Consider the following 20,013-nt stretch of genomic DNA (forward strand, 5'->3'; position numbering starts at 1 on the left):
GCGGTGTCGGTGCGCCGCTTCTGAGATGCACCGACACCGCGCAGCGACGGCGCTTAGGGTTGAACTGTGAGGGGTGCACGGATCGCGGCGATCGCCGTCGTAACGGTCGTCGCCGCCGCGCTCGTCGGCTGCACGGACCAGGACCGCGTCGTCGCGGGATCGACGGTGACGGTCGCGGTCGGCGGCGCTCTCACCTCCCTCAACGCGAACACCTCGTTCGGGCGGGCATCCGCTCTCAATGCGGACGTCGCCTACCTGACGGGCACCGGGTTCGCCTACGCGGATGCGAGCTACGGAACCGTCGTCGACGACAGCTTCGGCACCGCCACCGTGACCGCCGAAGATCCATTGACCGTGCGGTACACGATCGCCGACGGTGTCCGCTGGTCGGACGGCGTGCCGATCACCCCGGCAGATCTGCTGCTCGCGTGGGCGGCGAACTCGGGCGCAGTCGACACGCCGGACGTCGACCCCGACGAGTATGTCGACCCGGAGACGGGGCGCATGGGCGAGCTGCCTGATGACGTCGTGCACTTCGACGGGGCGCTCGGGCGCGGCCTCGAGCTCGCCACCCAGACTCCGCAGATCGGCGACGACGGGCGGTCGCTCTTCGTGCACTACGACGAGTTCACGCCGGGCTGGCAGACGGCCCTCGCCCCCGGACTCCCGGCGCACGTCGTGGCCGCGCGGGCGCTCGACCTCCCTCTCGCCGACGACGGCGCGGAGGACGGCGACATCGACCCGGATCGTGCCGAGAAGGCCGCCGACGCGCTCGTGGACGCGATCGAGCAAGACGACACCGCCTCCCTCTCGGCGATCGCCGAGGTGTGGGACTCGGGATACGACCTGACCGGGCGCGCCCCCGATCCCGAGCTGCTCGTCGCGAGTGGCCCGTACCGGATCTCGGATCTCGCGGACGGACGGGTCGAACTCACCGCGAACCCCCGCTATCGGGGATCGCGCGCGCCCGCGATCGAGACGATCGTGCTCGAGACGGTCGAAGACCAAGACGAACTCGTGCGGCGCCTGCAGGCGGGCGAGATCGACATCGCGACCCCCGCACCCGACGCGGATCTCGCAGCCGAGCTGGCCGGCATCCCCGGGGTGAGCGTCGCAGCGGGCTCCGAGAGCACGTTCGAACACCTCGATCTGCAGTTCTCCGACTCGAAGTCGGGGGTGTTCGACGACCCGCTCGTGCGCCAGGCGTTCCTGCATGTAGTGCCGCGGCAGGGGATCCTCGACGAGCTCGTCACGCCCGTGCAGGCGGATGCGGGACTCCTCGACTCGTTCGTGCTGCGTCCCTCGGCAGAGGGCTACGAGGAGTCGGTCGCGAAGAACGGATCCGACGCCTACCGCATCACCGACGTGGATGCGGCGCGCGCCCTCCTGAAGGAGGCGAAGGTGCGCTCGCCCGAGGTGTGCATCCTCTACGACCCCGCGGATCCGCGGCGCGCCGAAGAGTTCTCGCTCATCCGCGAGTCGGCCGACCGTGCCGGCTTCGACGTCACGGACTGCGCCCGATCCGACTGGCGCAGCATCCTGGGCGTCGCCGGAGCCTACGACGCGAGCCTCTTCGCCTGGGACACCACTCGGCTCGGGCCGGGGGCAGTCGCAGCCGTGTTCCGCAGCGACTCGGCCGTCGCGAACCTGAATCACTACGACAACCCGGATGCCGACGCGCTCGTCGACGAGATCACCTCGACGAGCGACGTCGCCGCCCAGACGGAGGCGCTTCAGCGGCTCGACGCCCTGCTGTGGTCCGACGCATACGGCGTACCGCTCTACGCGCATCCGACCCTGACGGTCGTCTCCGATCGGGTCTCCGGGGTCGAGCGATCGCCGCTCGCCCGGGGCGTGTTCTGGAACGCGTGGCAGTGGACTCCCGCCGCGAGCCCGGCGCCGACACCCTGAAACGGTAGGCCGACATCCTGGAACGGTAGGATGGGCTCTTCCCCATCGTCGTCTCCCGAGGTACTCGTATGCCCATCGCCCACCGCTCCGACCTGCGCAACGTCGCGATCGTCGCCCACGTCGACCACGGCAAGACGACCCTCGTCGACGCCATGCTCCGCCAGACCAACTCCTTCGGCTCGCACGAGCACGTCGAGGAGCGGGCCATGGACTCGAACGACCTCGAGCGCGAGAAGGGCATCACGATCCTCGCCAAGAACACGGCGATCATCTACGACGGCGTGCACGCGACCGACGGTTCCGTGACGATCAACGTCATCGACACCCCCGGTCACGCCGACTTCGGCGGCGAGGTCGAGCGCGGCCTGTCGATGGTCGACGGTGTCGTGCTGCTCGTCGACGCCTCCGAGGGTCCACTGCCGCAGACCCGGTTCGTGCTCCGCAAGGCGCTCGAGGCGAAGCTGCCGGTGATCCTTGCCGTCAACAAGACCGACCGCCCGGATGCGCGCATCGACGCCGTCGTGCACGAGAGCCAGGATCTGCTCCTCGGTCTCGCCTCCGACCTCGCCGACGACGTGCCCGACCTCGACCTCGACGCGATCCTCGACGTGCCCGTGGTCTACGCCTCGGGCCGCAACGGCGCCGCGAGCTGGAACCGGCCCGCCGACGGCGAGCTGCCGGACAACGGCGACCTCGAGCCGCTCTTCGACGCCATCCTGCGTCACGTGCCGGCACCCTCCTACGACGACGAGGCTCCGCTGCAGGCGTGGGTCACGAACCTCGACGCGTCGCCGTTCCTCGGGCGCATCGCGCTGCTGCGCGTCTTTGCTGGCCAGCTCAAGAAGGGGCAGACGGTCGCCTGGGTGCGCCACGACGGCTCTTCCTCGAACGTCCGAATCACCGAGCTGCTCAAGACCCGCGCCCTCGAGCGCTACCCCGCCGAGGAGGCCCACGCGGGCGACATCGTCGCGGTGGCGGGCATCGAGGACATCACGATCGGCGAGACCATCGCCGACCCCGACGACATCCGCCCGCTTCCCGCGATCCACGTGGACGAGCCGGCGATCTCGATGACGATCGGCACCAACACCTCGCCCATCGTGGGCAAGGTGAAGGGCCACAAGCTCACCGCGCGCATGGTGAAGGACCGCCTCGACCGCGAGCTCATCGGAAACGTCTCGATCCGCGTCGTCGACATCGGTCGCCCGGATGCCTGGGAGGTGCAGGGTCGCGGTGAGCTCGCGCTCGCGATCCTCGTCGAGAACATGCGCCGTGAGGGCTTCGAGCTCACCGTCGGCAAGCCGCAGGTGGTCACGCGTCAGATCGACGGCAAGGTGCACGAGCCCTTCGAGCACCTGACGATCGACGCCCCCGAGGAGCACCTGGGTGCGATCACGCAGCTGCTCGCCGCGCGCAAGGGCCGCATGGACTCGATGTCGAACCACGGCACCGGCTGGGTGCGGATGGAGTTCATCGTGCCGAGCCGCGGACTCATCGGGTTCCGCACCGAGTTCCTCACCGTCACGCGGGGCACCGGCATCGCGAACGCGATCTCGCACGGCTACGAGCCGTGGGCCGGCGACATCGTCACGCGTGTGACCGGTTCGATCGTTGCCGACCGCGCCGGCACTGCGACGCCCTTCGCGATGATCGCGCTGCAGGAGCGCATGTCGTTCTTCGTGCAGCCGGGCGACGAGGTCTACACGGGCATGGTCGTCGGCGAGAACCCGCGCTCCGAAGACATGGACGTCAACATCACGAAGGAGAAGCAGCTCACCAACATGCGCTCCTCCACGGCAGACTCTTTCGAGAAGCTGGATGTTCCGCGTACCCTCACCCTCGAGGAGTGCCTCGAGTTCGCTCGTGAGGACGAGTGCGTCGAGGTCACCCCCGAGACGGTGCGCATCCGCAAGGTGGTCCTCGACCAGACGGAGCGGGCACGGGCCGCCTCGCGCTTGAAGCGTCAGAACGCCAACAGCTGAGGGAGCCCCCCATGGTCCACCGCACCCGAATCCTGGCGGCGGTGGCCGCCGCCGTACTTGCCGGCACGACCCTCGCGGGCTGCTCGCTGCTGCCCGACCCGGTCCGCGACATCGTCGATCAGGTGCAGGAGAGCGGCGTGCCGAACCCGCTCGGGAGCATCCCGGACGACTTCCCGGATGAGGTGCCGCTCGTCGACGGCGACGTGCTGGTGGGTCTGAAGCCCACCGACGACTCGTGGACGGTCACCATCCAGGTGGCGGACGAAGCCGCTGCGACCGAGTCGACGACGCTGCTCGAGGATGCCGGCTTCACGCAGCAGTTCGAAGGAACCGGCGCCTACACCGACGGCACCTGGCTCGTGATCGTGCAGTGGAGTCCGATCGACGACGGGGGATACGGCGTCGCCTACGTCGTGACCCCCGCGTAGCCGCTCACGCGAAGAGGCCGTCGCCGATCGATCCGCCGGACGCCGCTCCCGGGGGGATCGCGAAGACCCCCGACCCGACGTGCCGCAGGTACTCGGCGAGCCCGTCGCGCGCGAGCGAGCGCTGCACGGTGACGAACCGCTCCGGGTCGCGCTGGAAGCTGATGAAGAAGAGCCCGGCGTCCAGCCGCCCCAGCTCGTCGTTGCCGTCGACGAAGTTGTAGCCGCGCCGGAGGAGGCGGATCCCGCCGTTGACCGAGGGGTGGGCGAGCCTCACGTGCGCGTCGTCGGCGATCCGAGGCTGCCCATCCGGCCCCGTCGCGTCGAGGTCGGGATCGGTGAACTCGGAGCCGCCCGACATCGGGCCGCCCTCGCCCTTCGTCCGCCCGACGAGCGACTCCTGCTCGGCGAGCTGCACGCGGTCCCAGCTCTCGATGATCATGCGGATGCGCCGCGCCACGAGGTAGCTTCCGCCGACCATCCACTCGGGCCCGTCGTCGGCCTGCACCCACACGTGCTCGTCGACGGCCGAGGTCTCCTCGGCCTTGAGGTTCGCCGTCCCGTCCTTGAAGCCGAAGAGGTTGCGCGGGGTGACCTGCGAAGTCGAGGTGGACGAGGTCCGCCCGAATCCCAGCTGCGACCACCTGAGGCTCGCGCGGCCGAACGCGATGCGGCTGAGGTTCCGGATCGCGTGGACGGCGACCTGCGGGTCGTCGGCGCACGCCTGGATGCAGAGGTCGCCCCCGCTGCGTTCCGGCTCGAGCGCGTCGCCGGTGAACCGCGGCAGCGGCTGGAGCGCCGCGGGGCGTCGGTCGGCGATTCCGAAGCGATCGACGCCGTCCGCTGTCTCGAAGAGCGTCGGACCGAATCCGAACGTCAGGGTCAGGCCGGATGCGGCGAGCCCGAGCGCCTCACCGGTGTCGTCGGGCGGAGCATACGGAGAGCCTCCCACGGCGCCCGATTCGCCCACTTCGAGACCCTGCGTCATGCGCGCCGCCGCATCCGTCCACTCGGCGAGGAGGGCGACGAGGTCGTCCCGCGTCGTTCCGGAGGCGAGGTCGAACGCTGCGAAGTGCAGTCGGTCCTGGGCGGGCGTCACGATCCCGGCCTGGTGGCGTCCGAAGAACGCGTAGCGGTCCGACGAGGCGGACGCCGCGCCCACCGCGGCCGCTGCAATTCCGGCCCCCGCGGCGCCCCCGACGACGAGCCCCGCCCCTGCAGCACCGGCGAGACCCAGGAGCCCGCGGCGCGAGAGCGTACGCCGGGAGCCGGCCGCATCCTCGATGGGGGCGACCGGCTCCTGTGCGTTGTCGTCGGGTTCTTGCATCACACTCCGAGAACGGTGCCCGTCAGTTGCGAGAGCGGCTCCGCGAGAGCGTTCACCGCGTCCGACAGCTCCTTGCGCTGCGCGTCGGACACCTGATCGTAGGGCGTGAAGCCGTCCTCGATGGAACCGTACGTCGCGAGCACCTCCTCGAGGCTGGCGAAGCGCGCCTCGATCTCGGAGACCAGGGCGGTGCCGTCGGCGGTCTCGGACGCGATCGCCTTCACGTTGCCGAAGGCGACCTCCGCGCCCTGCACATTCGCCGCGAAGTCGGTGAGGTCGGTGTGCGACCACCAGTCCTCCTCGCCGCTGATCTTGCCGGTCGCGACCTCGTCGAGCAGACCGATCGCCCCGTTCGAGATGTCCGCGAGGCTCACCGAGAACTCCGGGTCGCTCACGAGGTCGTAGAGCTCCTGCACGTCCGCGACGAGACCCTCGCCGTACGCGGCGCGCTCTGCCGCAGTCGACGGCGCCCAGTCGAGCCAGGCGCTCGTGCCGTCGGAGTTCAAGGCGTCATCGGCGGGAACCCAGAGGTCCTTCTCGATCCGGTGGAAGCCGGTCCAGTCGAGACCCTCGGCGACGGCGTCCACCTCGCGGTAATCGATCTTCGGGTCGAGGTCTCCGAACGCCTCGGCGGTCGGCTCGATCCGCTCGTACGACACGCGCGCTGCGGCGAAGAGCGAGCGAGCGGTGTCGTCGTCACCCGCGACATAGGCGTCGACGAGCGCCTGCACCTGGGGGAGGAGCTCCCCGGTCTGCGATCGGATGTAGGCGACGTAATTGGCCGCTGCCTGGTCGATGAGCTCCTGGCGGTCCGCATCGACCTCGACCGCCTCGCCCGTCACGGTGAACTCCGCAAGCCCGACCGGCGCCCCCACGAGCTGGAACTTGCACGCGGTGTAGTAGGTGCCGGGTTCGAGCTGTGCCACGTAGTTCACGGTCTGGCCGGGGGTGATGTTCTCCTTCTCGCCCACGATCCGCAGCTGGTCCTCGGCGAGGATCTCGAACTCGTTGAGGTCCGTCCCGCTGTTGGTCAGCTCGAAGGTGACGGCACCCGCGGGCGCCGTTGCGGCCGAGACCTCGCAGGAGTCGTCGGCGATGTCGACCGCGAGAGTCGCACCAGCCGGCGAGTTCGGCACGCAGCCGGCGAGGACCAGGCTCGCGGCGACGGCGGCGAAAGCCGCTCGGACGGGGGTGTGCGGGCGCACGGGCATACAGGTGTCTCCTCTGGGTGGTGTGACGCGGATGTCGCGCCGGGTGCGGTCGGGCTGGATGGATGGGAGCGGGCGGGCGCTCAGGGGGCGGCGTCGGCCGTGTCGGGCACGCGTGCCGGGGAGTGGCGTTCGGCGGGCGGCCCGCTGCTCGGCCGCGGCGCGCGGCGGCTGCGCCGGAGGAACAGGACCCCGGTGACGACCACATACGTCAGCCACGCGCCGACCTGAGCCCAGCTGGGTTCAGGGGTGAGGTTGAAGATCCCGGCGAGCACGGCCGTGTACCAGGCCGAGGGCGGGAACACGGCGGCGAGGCTGAACGCGGGTTGCCCCCATCCGGGAATCACGCCGGCCTCCTGCAGATCGCCGATGCCGTAGGCGAGTACACCGCCCGCGACGAAGATCAGGAGGATGCCGGTCCAGCGGAAGAACAGTCCGAGGTCGATGCGCACGAGGCCGCGGAAGACGAGGTAGGCGATCGCGACGGCGGCGAGGATGCCGACGACGGCGCCGAGCAGTCCGAGCAGCGGGTCGGAGGTGCCGGAGACGCTCGCCCACACGAACAGTGCGGTCTCGATGCCCTCGCGGCCCACCGCGACGACGCCCAGCACGACGAGTGTCCATCCCGAGCGGTCCCCGGCGCGGCGGAGGGCGTCGTCGACCTGGCCCTCGAGCTCGCCGCGGAGCCCGCGCGAGTGGCGCAGCATCCAGAAGATCATCCAGGTGACGAGTCCCACGGCAGTGATCGACGCGAGCCCGCCGATGATCTCCTGCGCCTGGAACGAGAGACCGTAGGGTCCCCAGGTGAGGATGGCTCCCACGGCCAACGACAGCGCGATCGCAGCGGCAATTCCGATGGCGAGGCGGCTCAGCAGATCGGAGCGGCCGATCTTGCGCAGGTAGGCGACGAGGATTCCGACGACGAGTGCCGCTTCGAGCCCTTCGCGCAGGCCGATGAGGAAGTTCGCGAGCATTGATGAGTTTTCAGATTAGGTAAGGCGATCCTTAGTCGGCTCAACTGTAGGCCTCGCTCCGGCGGCCTGTCCAGCCGGTGAGCGGGAATCCGGGCGCCCAGGCGCGTCGCAGGGAGCACCCGCCCGGCGGAATAGGATGGATGGGTGACCTACGTCATCGCCCTCCCTTGCGTGGATGTCAAAGACCGCGCCTGCATCGACGAGTGCCCCGTCGACTGCATCTACGAGGGGGATCGGATGCTCTACATCCACCCCGACGAGTGCGTCGATTGCGGTGCGTGCGAACCCGTGTGCCCTGTCGAGGCGATCTATTACGAGGACGACCTTCCCGAGGAGTGGTCCGACTACTACAAGGCGAACGTCGAGTTCTTCGAGGAGGTCGGCTCCCCGGGCGGCGCTGCGAAGGTGGGCGTCATCGCAGGTGACCACCCGGTCGTCGCAGCGCTCCCGCCGCAGGGCAGCTGACGGATGGCGCTCGACCTCCCCGACTTCCCGTGGGATGCGCTGACGCCGTTCGCTGACGAGGCGCGTGCGCATCCGGAGGGCATCGTCGATCTCTCGGTCGGCTCGCCGGTCGACCCCACGCCGGCCCACATCCGCGAGGCGCTCGCCGCCGCGACCGACGCGCACTCCTACCCGCAAACTGCCGGCAGCGTCGCACTGCGAGAGGCGATCGTCGCCTGGTACGCCCGGCGACGCGGAGTGCCGGACCTGCAGCCCGCGAACGTGATCCCCACCATCGGGTCGAAGGAGTTCGTCGCCCTGCTGCCCACCCTGCTCGGCCTCGGGCCGGGCGACGTGGTCGTACAGCCGACCGCCGCCTACCCGAGCTACGCGGTGGGTGCGGCCGTCGTCGGTGCCACCGTGCTCTCCTCCGATGAGCCCGACGAGTGGCCGGAGGCGACACGCCTCGTCTGGCTCAACAGCCCGGGCAACCCGGACGGGCGGGTGCACGATCTTGCGTTCCTCCGCCGGGCGGTGGTCCGAGCCCGCGAGCTCGGGGCCGTGATCGCGAACGACGAGTGCTACGCCGAGCTCGACTGGACCTCCGCCGAACCGACCCCCAGCATCCTCCACCCCGACGTCACGCAGGGGTCGCGGCAGCTCACCCTCTCGGTGTACTCGCTCTCGAAGCAGTCGAACCTCGCCGGGTACCGCGCGGGCTTCGTCGCCGGATGCAGCGACGTCGTCACCGAGCTCCTCGCCGCCCGTAAGCATCTCGGCCTCATGCCGCCCGCCCCCGTGCAGGCGGCGATGGTCGCGGCACTCGGCGACGACACCCACGTCGTCGCCCAGAAGGAGCTCTACCGCGCCCGCCGCGAGACGCTCGTGACGGCGTTCGCATCCGCGGGATTCCGTATCGAGGGGTCCCGGGCGGGGCTGTACCTCTGGGCGACTCGCGACGAGGATTCCTGGGACAGCGTCGCGACGCTCGCCCGGCTCGGCATCCTCGTGGCCCCGGGGTCGTTCTACGGCGCCGCGGGCGCGCGGCACGTGCGCGTGGCACTCACCGCGACGGACGAGCGGATCGCGGCTGCGGCCGCCCGCCTCGCCGCCGGTAGGGTGTAACGGTGAGCGAGACGACGACGGGCACACAGAAGGTCACCCTCGACCTCGGCGACCGCACCGCCGAGTTCCCGATCCTGAAGGCGGTGGACGGCCGCGGCGCGGTCGACCTCTCGAGCTTCACGAGGCAGACGGGGCTCAACACCTTCGATCCCGGCTTCGTCAACACGGCTGCGACCCGCAGCGCGATCACCTACATCGACGGCGACGAGGGCATCCTCCGCTATCGCGGCTACGCGATCGAGGATCTCGCGGCCAACTCCACGTACCTTGAGGTCGCGTGGCTGCTGATCTACGGCGAGCTGCCCACGGCATCCGAGCTGGCGGAGTTCTCCGAGAAGGTGCGCCGCCACACCCTGCTCCACGAAGACCTCAAGCGCTTCTTCTCCGCGCTTCCCCACACCGCTCACCCGATGTCCGTGCTCTCGGCGGCCGTGTCGGCGCTCTCGACCTACTACGAAGACTCGCTCGACCCGAAGAACCCGGAGATGGTCGAGCTCTCGACCATACGTCTGCTCGCGAAGCTCCCCGTGATCGCCGCCTACGCGCACAAGAAGGCGCTCGGGCAGGCGTTCCTCTACCCCGACAACTCGCTCGACTTCGTCGAGAACTTCCTGAAGCTGAACTTCGGCAATCTTGCCGAGGTGTACCAGGTGAACCCCGTTCTCGTGAAGGCGCTCGACCGGCTGCTGATCCTCCACGAGGATCACGAGCAGAACGCGTCCACCTCCACGGTGCGGCTTGTCGGATCCACCGAGGCGAACATGTTCGCGTCGATCTCGGCCGGCATCAACGCCCTCTACGGCCCGCTGCACGGCGGGGCGAACGAAGCGGTGTTGCGCATGCTCGCGCAGATCCGCGACTCGGGCGAGTCGGTGTCGAAGTTCGTCGAGCGGGTGAAGGCCAAGGAGGACGGCATCCGTCTCATGGGCTTCGGGCACCGCGTGTACAAGAACTACGACCCGCGCGCGCGTCTCGTGAAGGAGTCTGCGGACGAGGTCCTCGCCGACCTGGGTGTGCAGGATCCGCTGCTCGACATCGCGAAGGAGCTCGAGCAGATCGCCCTCGGCGACGACTACTTCAAGGAGCGCCGGCTCTACCCGAACGTCGACTTCTACACCGGCGTCATCTACAAGGCGATGGGCTTCCCCACGCGGATGTTCACGGTGCTGTTCGCGATCGGGCGGCTTCCCGGCTGGATCGCCCACTGGCGTGAGGCGAACGCCGACGCGACCACCAAGATCGGCCGCCCGCAGCAGCTCTACGTGGGCCCCGACGCCCGCGCCTGGCCGACCGGCCGCTGAACGAACCCCCTCTGTGCCCCCAGGGCATGCAGAGCGGGCGCGTCAGGCGTGCAGCGCGGCGTTCAGCTCGACGCCCGAACCGGCGCGGGGGAGCGCCTCGACGGCGCCCGTGACGGAGTTGCGGCGGAAGAGCAGCCCCGGCTGGCCGGACAGCTCGGCCGCCTTCACGGTGCGCGGTCCCGCCGGAAGCAGCAGCGTCACCTTCGTACCCGCCGTCACATAGAGGCCCGCCTCGACGACCGAGTCGTCACCGATCGAGATGCCGATGCCGGAGTTCGCCCCGAGCAGCGCGCGCTCGCCGATCACGACCCGCTGGGTGCCGCCGCCGGAGAGGGTTCCCATGATCGAGGCGCCGCCGCCGATGTCGGAGCCGTCGCCCACGACCACGCCCTGCGAGATGCGTCCCTCGACCATGGACGCCCCGAGCGTCCCGGCGTTGTAGTTCACGAAGCCCTCGTGCATCACGGTCGTGCCGGGTGCGAGGTGCGCGCCGAGGCGCACCCGTGCCGCATCCGCGATCCGAACCCGGTCGGGCACGACGTAGTCGACGAGGCGCGGGAACTTGTCGATGCCGATCACCGAGACCCCCGAGCGCTGGAGGCGAAGGCGTCCGCTGCGGAGCTCGTCCGGGTGGATGGGTCCGGCGCTCGTCCACGCGACGATCGGCAGCTGACCGAAGATGCCGTCGAGGTTGATCGTGTTCGGTGCGACGAGCAGATGCGAGAGCAGGTGCAGGCGCAGGTACGCGTCCGAGGTCGAGGCGGGCGCCGCGTCGGTGTCGATCTCGACGACGACGGCCTCGGTGCGCACCTGGCGCACCGCATCTTCACCGATGCCGTCGGCGATCTCGCTCGGAAGCTCCGGCTCGGCCGGCGCCGAGCCCAGCGCGGGGGAGGGGAACCAGGTGTCGAGCACGGTCCCGTCGGCGGCGATCGTAGCGAGTCCATGGCCCCAGGCGGTCGTCATGATGCCAGGTTATCGGCTGGGTAGGGTGGAGCCGTGCCCGCGCTCGACCCCTCCGCCCCCACCCCCGAGCTCACACGCCGGCTCGTCGACATCGCGTCGGTCTCGGGCGACGAGGCTCCGCTCGCGGATGCGATCGAGGCGGCCGTGCGGTCTGCGCCGCACCTCGAGGTCGAGCGCCTGGGCGACGCGATCGTCGCCCGCACGAACCTCGGCCGCGCCCAGCGGGTCGTGATCGCGGGACACATCGACACGGTCCCGATCAACGGCAACGTGCCCGCGACGCTCGTCGACGACCCGGATGGCGCCGTGCTCTGGGGCCGCGGAACGGTCGACATGAAGGGCGGATGCGCCGTCATGCTGGCGCTCGCGATCGACCTGCCTGAGCCCGTCGTCGACGTCACGTGGGTCTGGTACGACAACGAGGAGGTCGACTCCGCGCTCAACGGTCTCGGCCGTATCGCCCGCGAACGGCCCGAGCTGCTCGCCGCGGACTTTGCGATCCTCGGCGAACCCTCGAACGCCGAGGTCGAAGGCGGATGCAACGGCACCATCCGGGTCGATGTCACCACCCGCGGCAAGCGCGCCCACTCCGCGCGTGCCTGGATGGGCGAGAACGCCATCCACGCCGCGGCGCCGATCCTGTCCCGCCTCGCCGCCTACGAGCCGCGCGAGGTTGAGGTCGATGGCCTCGTCTACCGCGAGAGCCTCTCGGCGGTGAAGATCTTGGGCGGCGTCGCGGGCAACGTGATCCCCGACGAGTGCACCATCCACGTCAACTACCGCTTCGCACCGAGCCGGAGCGGGGCCGAGGCGCTCGCGCACCTCGAGGAGCTCGTCGCGGGTCTCGGGGCGGAGGTGACGGTCGCCGACCTCGCCGAGGGTGCGCGCCCCGGGCTCGACGCGCCGCTCGCGCAGCAGTTCCTGCGGGCGGTCGGCGGCGCGGCGCGGCCCAAGTACGGCTGGACGGATGTCGCCCGCTTCAGCGCGCTCGGCATCCCCGCGGTGAACTACGGGCCCGGCGACCCCTCACTCGCGCATGCCGACGACGAACGTGTGCCGGTGGAGCAGATCGAGCGGGTCGAGGCGGGCCTGCGCCGATGGCTGACGGCCGCGGACTGACTCTCACGGCGCGCGTCCGCTGGCGCCTGCTGCCGTGGTGGGGGCGTGTGCTCCTCGTCTACGGGGCATCGCGGGTGGTCACGACGGTCCTGATGCTCGCGTTCGCGTCGGTGCAGGGCCGGGCGAATGGCGTCGCCGCACCTGACTACCCGACGTTCGCGACCAACTGGGACGGCGAGTGGTATCGCTGGATCGCCGCCGCCGGCTATCCCTCGGATCTCCCGGTCGACGACGCGGGGCACGTCACCCAGAACGCGTGGGCGTTCATGCCGGTCTATCCCGGCATTCTCGCGGTGTTCATGAGGGTGGGCATTCCGTTCGAGTGGATGGGGGTGCTCGTGTCGCTCGCGGCGGGCGCCGCCGCATCCCTGGTCTTCTACCTCCTGATGCGCGAGAACGGATTCGCGGCGTCCGCGGCGCTGTTCTCGGTGGTCCTGCTCGTGACGGGGCCGCTCTCGCCTCTCTTCCAGGTGAACTACGCGGAATCCCTCGGGCTCGCGCTGCTGCTCGTCGCGCTGCTGCTCGTGATCCGGAGGCGGCTCCTCCTTGCGATCCCGGTGATCGCCGTGATGTCGCTCACCCGGCCCTCGGGGCTCGCGTTCGCGTGCTTCCTGCTGCTGTACCTCGTGTGGCGGATCGTGAGGGCGAGGCGCGGCCGTGTCACGGATCCACTGACCGGCCGCGAGTTCGCCTCGATCGTGGCGGCAGGTCTCGCGAGCTTCGTCGCCGGCCTCGCATGGCCGGTGATCGCCTGGTGGAGCACCGGATCGCCGTCGGCGTACTTCGACACCGAGCTCGCATGGCGCACCGGGTATGTCGGATACGGCCACCTCGTCCCGTTCGAGGGCTGGGCGGAGGGCATCGGGTTCTGGCTGCGGTTCGTCGGCGTGCCGGAGCCGATCTCGGGTCCGCTCGGGGTCGCCTCGGTGATCGTCGCGGTGGTGCTCGCGGCCGCCTTCCTGCTGAGCCCGTGGGCGCGTCGCCTCGGTGTCGAGCTGCGGCTGTGGATGGCCTCGTACGTGATCTACCTGTTGGCGGTGTTCTTCCCGCAGTCGTCTACGTGGCGGCTCCTCCTGCCGCTGGTTCCGGGACTCGGCGCGTTGGCCGTGCCGCGATCTCGGGCGTTCCGGATCGTGCTCGTGGTGCTCGGCGTCCTGCTGCAGGCGTGGTGGATCTACGCCTGCTGGGTGCGCGCGCCGGGCGATTGGAGTCCGCCCTGATCGAGACGGGTTAGTACGTCCTCACCGAATACGGGATAATGGATGAGCAACCGTCGAAAGGGGACATCTCATGGCAGCCATGAAGCCGAGGACCGGCGACGGCCCGATGGAGGCTGTGAAGGAGGGTCGCCTCATCATCGTGCGCGTTCCGCTCGAAGGTGGCGGGCGCCTCGTGGTGTCCGTCAACGACGACGAGGCCAAGGAACTGCACGACGCGTTGGCTGGAGTCATCGCGGGCTGAGACCCGAACCTGAACTGCGCGAGCCCTGGTGGTCATCCACCGGGGCTCGTGGCTTCTTCGGGGAGGTCCCGGACCTCACCGAACGAGCGGGCGGTTCAGTCGCCCGTGCGGACGAGCTGCAGCAGTCCGTCGCCCGCCGTGCTGAGCGAGGCGGTTACCGCGGTCGACTCGGAGATCGTGGTGAGCAGCGCACGGAAATCGGCGACCGTCTCGTCTCGCTGCGCGGGATCGGCCACGCGGCCCCGCCACAGCGCGTGCGCGACAGCGACGACACCGCCGATTCGTGCGATCCGGAGCCCGTGCTCCACGTAGTCGAGCACCGAGGTGGAATCCGCGTCGACGAGCACGAGGTCGTATGCCCCGTCATTCATCCTGGGCAGCACCTCGGTGGCGCGGCCCGCGATGAGCCGGGTGCGTGCGGGCGCGAGGCCCGCCTCCTGGAACGACTGACGCGCGCGGTTCTGGTGGTCCAGCTCCACGTCGATCGTCGTGAGGGTCGCGCTCGGGGCGCCCTGCAGCAGCCAGAGCCCGCTGACACCGGCGCCCGTTCCGATCTCGAGGATGTTCTTCGCATCGAGCGCCGCCGCGAGCACCGCGAGTTGCGCCCCGACGGCGGGGGAAATGGGATCCGCGCCGAGCTCGAGTGCGTGCTGCCGCGCGAGCTGCGTCGCGGGGGGCTCCACCGGGAACTCCTCCGCGAACTTCCAACTCAGGTCTTGCTTGGCCACGCGTCCTCCAGCCCTCAACACTAGGGCCCCTCGCGACTGCGCCGGTTATCCTGAGCGGGTGTCCTTCGGGTTGACCTTCGACAAGCTGCTGATCATCTTGGTGATCGCGGTGTTCCTCGTCGGTCCGGAGCGCCTGCCGGGCTATGCCGCCCAGCTCGCGCGGCTCACAAAGTCGCTCCGCCAGATGGCATCGGGTGCCCGCGATCGGATGCGCGAGGAGATGGGGCCGGAGTTCGACGAGGTCGACTGGGCCAAGCTCGACCCCCGCAAGTACGACCCGCGGCGCATCATCCGCGATGCGCTCATGGAGGAGGATCCGGCGGCGCCGGTCGCGGCGGGTCCGTCGGCTCCGCGACGCTCCAGCGCCACGGCGTACGAGTTGCGGCAGCGCAGGCTCGGCAAGGGTGCGGTGCCGCCGTTCGACGCCGAGGCGACGTAGCGCGGCTGCCCCGGGTCCGGAGCCCGAGCCCGAAGCCCGAGCCCGAAGCCCTGACCGTCAGCGGCGGCGGACCGCCTTGAGCGTGCGCAGCAGCACGACCATGAGCCCCACGAGCCGACCGAACTCGTAACCCGCGCGCGGCAGCTGCATGAGTCCGGTGGTCTCGCCGATCGTGGTGGACTGCACGAAGCGCTCGAGGCCCTCGCGGCCGTTGCGGCGGCCGAGCCCCGACTGCTTCACGCCGCCCATGGGTGCGTCGATGGACCCGAAGGTGGCGCGGTACCCCTCGCCGATGTTCACGGATCCGGCCTCGAGTCGCGCGGCGACGGCGCGGGCGCGGGCGCGGGATCCGCTCATGACGGATGCGTTGAGCCCGTACTCCGAGGCGTTCGAGGCGCGGATGGCGTCGTCGGCGGAGTCGACGATCGTCACGGCGACGAGGGGCCCGAAGGTCTCGCCGGTGGAGCACGCCATGTCGTCAGTGACGTCGGTGAGCACGGTGGGCTCCATGACGAGCGGGCCGAGGTCGGGGCGTGCGTGGCCGCCGGCGAGCAAGGTCGCCCCCTTGCCGAGGGCGTCGTCGAGGTGGGCTGTGACGCGCTCGAGCTGGGCGCGGGTGGCGAGGGATCCGACATCCGGCGTGTAGTCGAACGACGTGCCGATCGCGAGGCCGGCGACCCGATCGGCGAACGCGGGCACGAAGCGATCCGCGATGCCGCGTTCGACGTACACGCGCTCGACCGAGACGCACAGCTGCCCGGCGGCGGAGAAGCATCCGTAGGCGGCATCGGCGGCGGCCTTCTCGACGTCCACGTCGTCGAGCACGATGAGCGGGTTCTTGCCGCCGAGCTCCATCGACGATCCGATGAGGCGCCCAGCGGCGCGCTGCGCGACGGTGCGGCCGGTGGCGGTGGATCCGGTGAAGCAGACGTAGTCGGCGGCGTCGACGACGGCCGAGCCGATCTCGGCGCCCGGACCGGTGACGACGGCCCACAGCTCCGGCGGGAGCCCCGCGTCGAGGAACGCGCGGCGGGCGAGCAGCACCGAGAGGGCGCCCTGATCGTCGGCCTTCTGCACGATCGCGTTGCCGGTGGCGAGTGCGGGGACGACGTCCATGATGCCGAGGACGAGCGGGTAGTTCCACGGGGTGATGACCCCGACGAGACCCTTCGGGTTCACGCGCACACGCGCGCGCACGACGAGCGGGATGCCTCCGCGGCGTCGGCCGCCCGCGAGCACGCGCCGCGCCGAGAGAGCCGCGTAGCGGATCGCGGCGGCGGAGTTGAAGACCTCCTCGAAGGCCTGCCCGCGCGTCTTGCCCGTCTCGGTCTGCACGGCGTCGAGCAGCAGCTCGCGTCGATCGAGCAGCAGGTCGTGGGCGCGCAGCAGCACGGCGCGCCGATGGGCGTCGCCCGCGTCGCGCCAGGCGCGCTGCGCCGCTCGTGCGCGCGCCGCCGCATCCTGCACCTCGGCGGGGGTCGCATGGGGGAGCCGGTACAGCTCCTCGCCCGTGAAGGGCGCGACGACGGACACGGGATCGGCGGCACGGCCGGCGAGGTCGGTGACGAGCTCGTCGGCGAGCGTGCGCGGCAGCATCGAGCCGGACATGGGGCGAGTCTAGTTGGACGAGTGTCCGAGTTCCCACCCCTGTACCGGGGGTGAGAACTCGTCTGGCGCACTCGGCGCGGATGGGTTCGAACGGCGACGGCGCCGCGGTAGAGGGCCCCCCGCCCGCTAGGGTGGCCCGCATGACGCCGCCGTCCGGTTCCCGACCGCTTCGCGCTTCCGTGATCGCCCGCTACGCCGCGGGCTCCCTCGGCACGGGCGGATTCGCCACGCTGCCCGGCCTGGTGCTGGTCATCTACCTGACCGACACCCTGGGGGTCGCGGCCCTCTGGGCGGGTCTGCTCGTCACCGCGGCGAAGGTGTGGGACGTCATCATCGACCCCGTGATCGGCGGGCGCAGCGACATCAGCCTCGCCCACACCGGATCGCGCCGCCGCTTCATGCTGCTCGGCGCGCTCTTCCTGCCGCTGTTCTTCGTGCTGACGTTCGCCGCACCGACCGCGATCGGCCCGGTGGCGGGCGGGATCTGGGTGCTCATCGCGTTCCTTCTGGCCGCCACGGCGTTCAGCCTCTTCCAGGTGCCCTACATCGCGCTGCCCGCCGAACTCGTCGAGGACTACGACGCCCGAACCCGCCTGCTCTCCACGCGCGTCGTCGTGCTGACCGTCGCGATCCTGCTCTTCGGAGCGGGTGGTCCGGCGCTCCGCAAGGCGTTCGGAGGCGAGACCCCGGCCGGATACCTCGGCATGGCACTCGTCGCGGGCGTGCTGCTGGGCGTCGGGATGCTGATCGCCGTGACCTCCGCGCCTCGGGGGCTTCCTTCGGCCCCGCCGCCCCGCGCGAGCCTCGCGTCGTTCTACGCGGACGGGGTCGCGGCTCTCCGGCGCAGCAAGCCGTTCCGCGCGCTGCTCGGCACTTTCATGCTCCAGGCGCTCGCGACCGGCATGATGCTCGCGGGCGCCGCCTACATCGCCAAGTGGGTCCTCAACGACCCGGACGACGGCACCACGTTCCTCTTCGTTGCACTCATCGCTCCCGCCCTCGTCTGCGCACCGATCTGGGCGGTCATCTCGCGGCGCACGGGCAAGGAGTGGGCCTTCGGCTTCGCGTCGGTGCTCTACGGGCTTGCGGCGCTCTCGCTCGTCCTCCTCGTCTGGGTCCCGGGGCCGTGGCTCTACGCATCCGTGGGTCTTGCGGGTGCCGCGTACGCGGGGATGCAGACGCTGCCGATGGCGATGCTCCCCGACGTCATCTCCCACGACGCTCGCGCCCACGGATCCGGCCGGGCGGGGGTGTTCGGCGGCGTCTGGACCGCGGGGGAGACGACCGGCATGGCTCTCGGCGCGGTCGCCCTCTCGATCGTGCTCGCGATCGCCGGATACCAGGAGGGCGTCGCGGGGTCGGTGCTCGAACAGTCGCCGGATGCCATCCTCGGCATCGTGCTGAGCTTCTCGATCGTCCCCGCCATCATGATCGGGCTGAGCCTCTGGACTCTCAGCCGCTATCCGCTCCGACGATCCGATCTCGAGGAGGCGCTCGCTCCGCTTCCGGAGGCGCTCCCGTGAGCGCGTTCGAGCGGCAGCCCGCCGCGGTGCTCGAGCAGCTCGCCGCGTTGCGGGAACTCGATCCGCCCACGCATGGCGGGCACGTGCTCAGCTACGTCTACGATTCGGGCCTCGCGGAGCTCGACGAGCTCGCCGCCGCCGCCATCCGCGCGGTGCAGCCCGTCAACGGGCTCGACCCGACGACCTTCGCGTCCGTCGCGGTGCTCGAATCCGAGCTCGTCGGCTTCGTTCGCGGCATCCTGCACGGGGACGCCGATGTGGTGGGCACCGCGACCACGGGCGGCACCGAGAGTTGCCTGCTCGCCGTCAAGACGGCCCGCGAGACCTGGCGGGCGCAGAACCCGGATGCCGGGCGCCCGCGACTCGTCGCGCCGACCACGGTGCACGCCGCGTTCCAGAAGGCGGCCGCCTACTTCGACCTCGAGCTCGATCTCGTGCCGGTGGACGCCGATGGCCGGGTGGTGGCGAGCGAGGTGATCCGCCGTCTCGGCGGCGACGTCGCGCTGGTGGTGCTCTCGGCGCCCAGCTACCCGTTCGCGGCGCTCGACCCCGTGGGGGAGGTCGCTCCCGCCGCGGCGGAGCTCGGCATCCCGCTACACGTGGATGCCTGCATCGGCGGACTCGTGCTGCCGTTCTGGGCGGAGGCGACCGGAGCCGACCTGCCCGCGTGGGACTTCACCGTCGCCGGCGTCACGAGCGTCAGCGCCGACCTGCACAAGTTCGGCTACGCGCCGAAGGGCGCATCCGTGCTCCTGCAGCGGGGTCGTGATCGTCAGCGGATGCAGTACTTCGCCACGACCCGCTGGCCCGGCTACCCGGTCGTGAATCCCACGATCCTCGGCTCCAAATCCGCGGGCCCCCTCGCCGCGGCATGGGCGATCACGCAGACGCTCGGCACCGACGGGTTCGCGCGCCTCGCTGCCGCCTGTGCCCGCGGCACGGCCGCCCTCGTCAACGTGATCGGCGGGATCGAGGGGCTGCGAGTCGTCGGCGACCCGGTCGGGCCGCTGCTTGCCGTCGCTGCCGATGAGAGCGTGCCGGAGGATCGCCGCGTCGACCCGCACCACTGGGCGGACGCCGTGCGCGCGCACGGCTTCGTGCTGCAGCTGCAGCCGGCGCTCGTGCAGCCAGACGGCACCGTGCTGCCTCCGACCACCCATCTCACGATCACCCCGGTGACGGAAGCAGTGCTCGGCGACCTCGGCACGGCGCTCGTCGCCGGAGCGGATGCCGTGCGCGGCGTGCCGCACATCGATGGCACCGCTCTGCTCGCGGGGCTCCCGCCGCTCGATCCGGCCCACCTCGACGCCGACACCGCGTGGGCGCTGTTGCAGGGCTTCGGGATCGGTCAGGGCGCCGAGCTGCCGGACGCTCAGGCGCCGCTCGTGGCGCTCATCGAAGCGCTGCCCGCCCCCGTCGCGGAGCGGCTGCTCACCGAGCTGCTCGGCCGGCTCGTGGAGCCGCGCGGGTAG

At 70.7% G+C, this 20,013-nt stretch carries 18 protein-coding genes; 12 read left to right on the plus strand and 6 right to left on the minus strand.

Going from position 1 to position 20,013, the window contains the following annotated elements; genetic code table 11:
• The first annotated feature begins 66 nt into the window (after positions 1-66).
• From FVQ89_RS06900 to FVQ89_RS06910, 3 genes are all read left to right on the plus strand, one after another.
• Positions 67-1,911 carry an ABC transporter family substrate-binding protein gene (locus FVQ89_RS06900; RefSeq protein ID WP_147901098.1) on the plus strand — a complete coding sequence of 615 codons (1,845 nt, stop codon included), beginning with the start codon at positions 67-69 and terminating at the stop codon, positions 1,909-1,911.
• A gap of 68 nt (positions 1,912-1,979) precedes the next feature.
• Positions 1,980-3,893 (plus strand): translational GTPase TypA, encoded by a 1,914-nt coding sequence (typA, locus tag FVQ89_RS06905; RefSeq protein WP_147901099.1) that lies wholly within the window; start codon positions 1,980-1,982, stop codon positions 3,891-3,893.
• Positions 3,894-3,904: 11 nt separating this feature from the next.
• A complete protein-coding gene (locus tag FVQ89_RS06910; RefSeq protein ID WP_147901100.1) occupies positions 3,905-4,321 on the plus strand; it encodes a hypothetical protein in 417 nt (138 codons plus the stop codon).
• Between the two features lie 4 nt (positions 4,322-4,325).
• Here the strand turns inward: FVQ89_RS06910 and efeB are convergent, their stop codons facing one another.
• From efeB to efeU, 3 genes are all read right to left on the minus strand, one after another.
• On the minus strand, positions 4,326-5,645 hold the full coding sequence (gene efeB, locus FVQ89_RS06915; RefSeq protein WP_147901101.1) for an iron uptake transporter deferrochelatase/peroxidase subunit: 1,320 nt from the start codon (positions 5,643-5,645) through the stop codon (positions 4,326-4,328).
• Positions 5,645-6,856, minus strand: a complete 1,212-nt coding sequence (gene efeO / locus FVQ89_RS06920) for an iron uptake system protein EfeO (protein WP_147901102.1) — start codon at positions 6,854-6,856, stop codon at positions 5,645-5,647. Before efeO ends, efeB begins: the two co-directional genes overlap by 1 nt.
• A gap of 80 nt (positions 6,857-6,936) precedes the next feature.
• Positions 6,937-7,827, minus strand: a complete 891-nt coding sequence (gene efeU / locus FVQ89_RS06925) for an iron uptake transporter permease EfeU (RefSeq protein ID WP_147901103.1) — start codon at positions 7,825-7,827, stop codon at positions 6,937-6,939.
• A 144-nt stretch (positions 7,828-7,971) separates the two neighbouring features.
• Here efeU and fdxA point away from each other — a divergent pair, with 144 nt between their 5' ends.
• From fdxA to FVQ89_RS06940, 3 genes are read left to right on the plus strand one after another with little or no spacing between them, the layout of a single operon-like run.
• On the plus strand, positions 7,972-8,292 hold the full coding sequence (gene fdxA / locus FVQ89_RS06930; protein ID WP_147901104.1) for a ferredoxin: 321 nt from the start codon (positions 7,972-7,974) through the stop codon (positions 8,290-8,292).
• A 3-nt stretch (positions 8,293-8,295) separates the two neighbouring features.
• Positions 8,296-9,396, plus strand: a complete 1,101-nt coding sequence (dapC, locus tag FVQ89_RS06935; RefSeq protein WP_147901105.1) for a succinyldiaminopimelate transaminase — start codon at positions 8,296-8,298, stop codon at positions 9,394-9,396.
• Positions 9,397-9,398: 2 nt separating this feature from the next.
• Positions 9,399-10,697 (plus strand): citrate synthase, encoded by a 1,299-nt coding sequence (locus FVQ89_RS06940; RefSeq protein ID WP_147901106.1) that lies wholly within the window; start codon positions 9,399-9,401, stop codon positions 10,695-10,697.
• A gap of 42 nt (positions 10,698-10,739) precedes the next feature.
• Here FVQ89_RS06940 and dapD read toward each other — a convergent pair whose 3' ends face one another.
• On the minus strand, positions 10,740-11,663 hold the full coding sequence (gene dapD / locus FVQ89_RS06945; RefSeq protein ID WP_147901107.1) for a 2,3,4,5-tetrahydropyridine-2,6-dicarboxylate N-succinyltransferase: 924 nt from the start codon (positions 11,661-11,663) through the stop codon (positions 10,740-10,742).
• A 33-nt stretch (positions 11,664-11,696) separates the two neighbouring features.
• Here dapD and dapE point away from each other — a divergent pair, with 33 nt between their 5' ends.
• The 3 genes from dapE to FVQ89_RS06960 all read left to right on the plus strand — a co-directional run bounded on the left by dapE (position 11,697) and on the right by FVQ89_RS06960 (position 14,243).
• Positions 11,697-12,782 (plus strand): succinyl-diaminopimelate desuccinylase, encoded by a 1,086-nt coding sequence (gene dapE / locus FVQ89_RS06950; RefSeq protein WP_147901108.1) that lies wholly within the window; start codon positions 11,697-11,699, stop codon positions 12,780-12,782.
• Entirely contained in the window at positions 12,761-14,002 is a 1,242-nt protein-coding gene (locus FVQ89_RS06955; RefSeq protein ID WP_255513466.1) for a hypothetical protein, read from the plus strand. Before dapE ends, FVQ89_RS06955 begins: the two co-directional genes overlap by 22 nt.
• Before the next feature lie 70 nt (positions 14,003-14,072).
• The gene (locus tag FVQ89_RS06960; protein WP_130489111.1) at positions 14,073-14,243 is read left to right on the plus strand and encodes a DUF3117 domain-containing protein; all 171 of its coding nucleotides are present in this window, start codon (positions 14,073-14,075) and stop codon (positions 14,241-14,243) included.
• Positions 14,244-14,338: 95 nt separating this feature from the next.
• On the opposite strand, the gene FVQ89_RS06965 is transcribed toward FVQ89_RS06960, so the two are convergent.
• Positions 14,339-14,971, minus strand: coding sequence for an O-methyltransferase (locus FVQ89_RS06965; protein ID WP_147901109.1), 633 nt, complete (start codon positions 14,969-14,971; stop codon positions 14,339-14,341).
• A gap of 58 nt (positions 14,972-15,029) precedes the next feature.
• Here FVQ89_RS06965 and FVQ89_RS06970 point away from each other — a divergent pair, with 58 nt between their 5' ends.
• The gene (locus FVQ89_RS06970; RefSeq protein WP_147901110.1) at positions 15,030-15,410 is read left to right on the plus strand and encodes a Sec-independent protein translocase TatB; all 381 of its coding nucleotides are present in this window, start codon (positions 15,030-15,032) and stop codon (positions 15,408-15,410) included.
• A 57-nt stretch (positions 15,411-15,467) separates the two neighbouring features.
• Here the strand turns inward: FVQ89_RS06970 and FVQ89_RS06975 are convergent, their stop codons facing one another.
• The gene (locus FVQ89_RS06975) at positions 15,468-17,018 is read right to left on the minus strand and encodes a succinic semialdehyde dehydrogenase (protein ID WP_147901111.1); all 1,551 of its coding nucleotides are present in this window, start codon (positions 17,016-17,018) and stop codon (positions 15,468-15,470) included.
• Between the two features lie 140 nt (positions 17,019-17,158).
• Between FVQ89_RS06975 and FVQ89_RS06980 the strand changes: the two genes are divergently transcribed.
• Positions 17,159-18,541, plus strand: coding sequence for an MFS transporter (locus tag FVQ89_RS06980; RefSeq protein ID WP_147901112.1), 1,383 nt, complete (start codon positions 17,159-17,161; stop codon positions 18,539-18,541).
• Positions 18,538-20,013: a pyridoxal-dependent decarboxylase gene (locus tag FVQ89_RS06985; RefSeq protein ID WP_147901113.1), complete on the plus strand. Its 1,476-nt coding sequence runs from the start codon at positions 18,538-18,540 to the stop codon at positions 20,011-20,013. The genes FVQ89_RS06980 and FVQ89_RS06985 overlap by 4 nt, the downstream gene beginning before the upstream one ends.

Origin of the sequence: Homoserinibacter sp. GY 40078, assembly GCF_008017545.1 — a bacterium.
In the GTDB taxonomy this organism is placed as follows: Bacteria; Actinomycetota; Actinomycetes; order Actinomycetales; family Microbacteriaceae; genus Homoserinibacter.

Bases quoted from the DNA above. Each gene is read 5' to 3' on its own strand.
- FVQ89_RS06955 (WP_255513466.1), top strand. From the start codon at position 12,761: ATGGCTGACGGCCGCGGACTGACTCTCACGGCGCGCGTCCGCTGGCGC.
- typA (WP_147901099.1), top strand. From the start codon at position 1,980: ATGCCCATCGCCCACCGCTCCGACCTGCGCAACGTCGCGATCGTCGCC.
- FVQ89_RS06975 (WP_147901111.1), bottom strand. From the start codon at position 17,018: ATGTCCGGCTCGATGCTGCCGCGCACGCTCGCCGACGAGCTCGTCACC.
- FVQ89_RS06910 (WP_147901100.1), top strand. From the start codon at position 3,905: ATGGTCCACCGCACCCGAATCCTGGCGGCGGTGGCCGCCGCCGTACTT.
- dapC (WP_147901105.1), top strand. From the start codon at position 8,296: ATGGCGCTCGACCTCCCCGACTTCCCGTGGGATGCGCTGACGCCGTTC.
- efeB (WP_147901101.1), bottom strand. From the start codon at position 5,645: ATGCAAGAACCCGACGACAACGCACAGGAGCCGGTCGCCCCCATCGAG.
- FVQ89_RS06980 (WP_147901112.1), top strand. From the start codon at position 17,159: ATGACGCCGCCGTCCGGTTCCCGACCGCTTCGCGCTTCCGTGATCGCC.
- efeO (WP_147901102.1), bottom strand. From the start codon at position 6,856: ATGCCCGTGCGCCCGCACACCCCCGTCCGAGCGGCTTTCGCCGCCGTC.
- efeU (WP_147901103.1), bottom strand. From the start codon at position 7,827: ATGCTCGCGAACTTCCTCATCGGCCTGCGCGAAGGGCTCGAAGCGGCA.
- FVQ89_RS06960 (WP_130489111.1), top strand. From the start codon at position 14,073: ATGGCAGCCATGAAGCCGAGGACCGGCGACGGCCCGATGGAGGCTGTG.
- dapD (WP_147901107.1), bottom strand. From the start codon at position 11,663: ATGACGACCGCCTGGGGCCATGGACTCGCTACGATCGCCGCCGACGGG.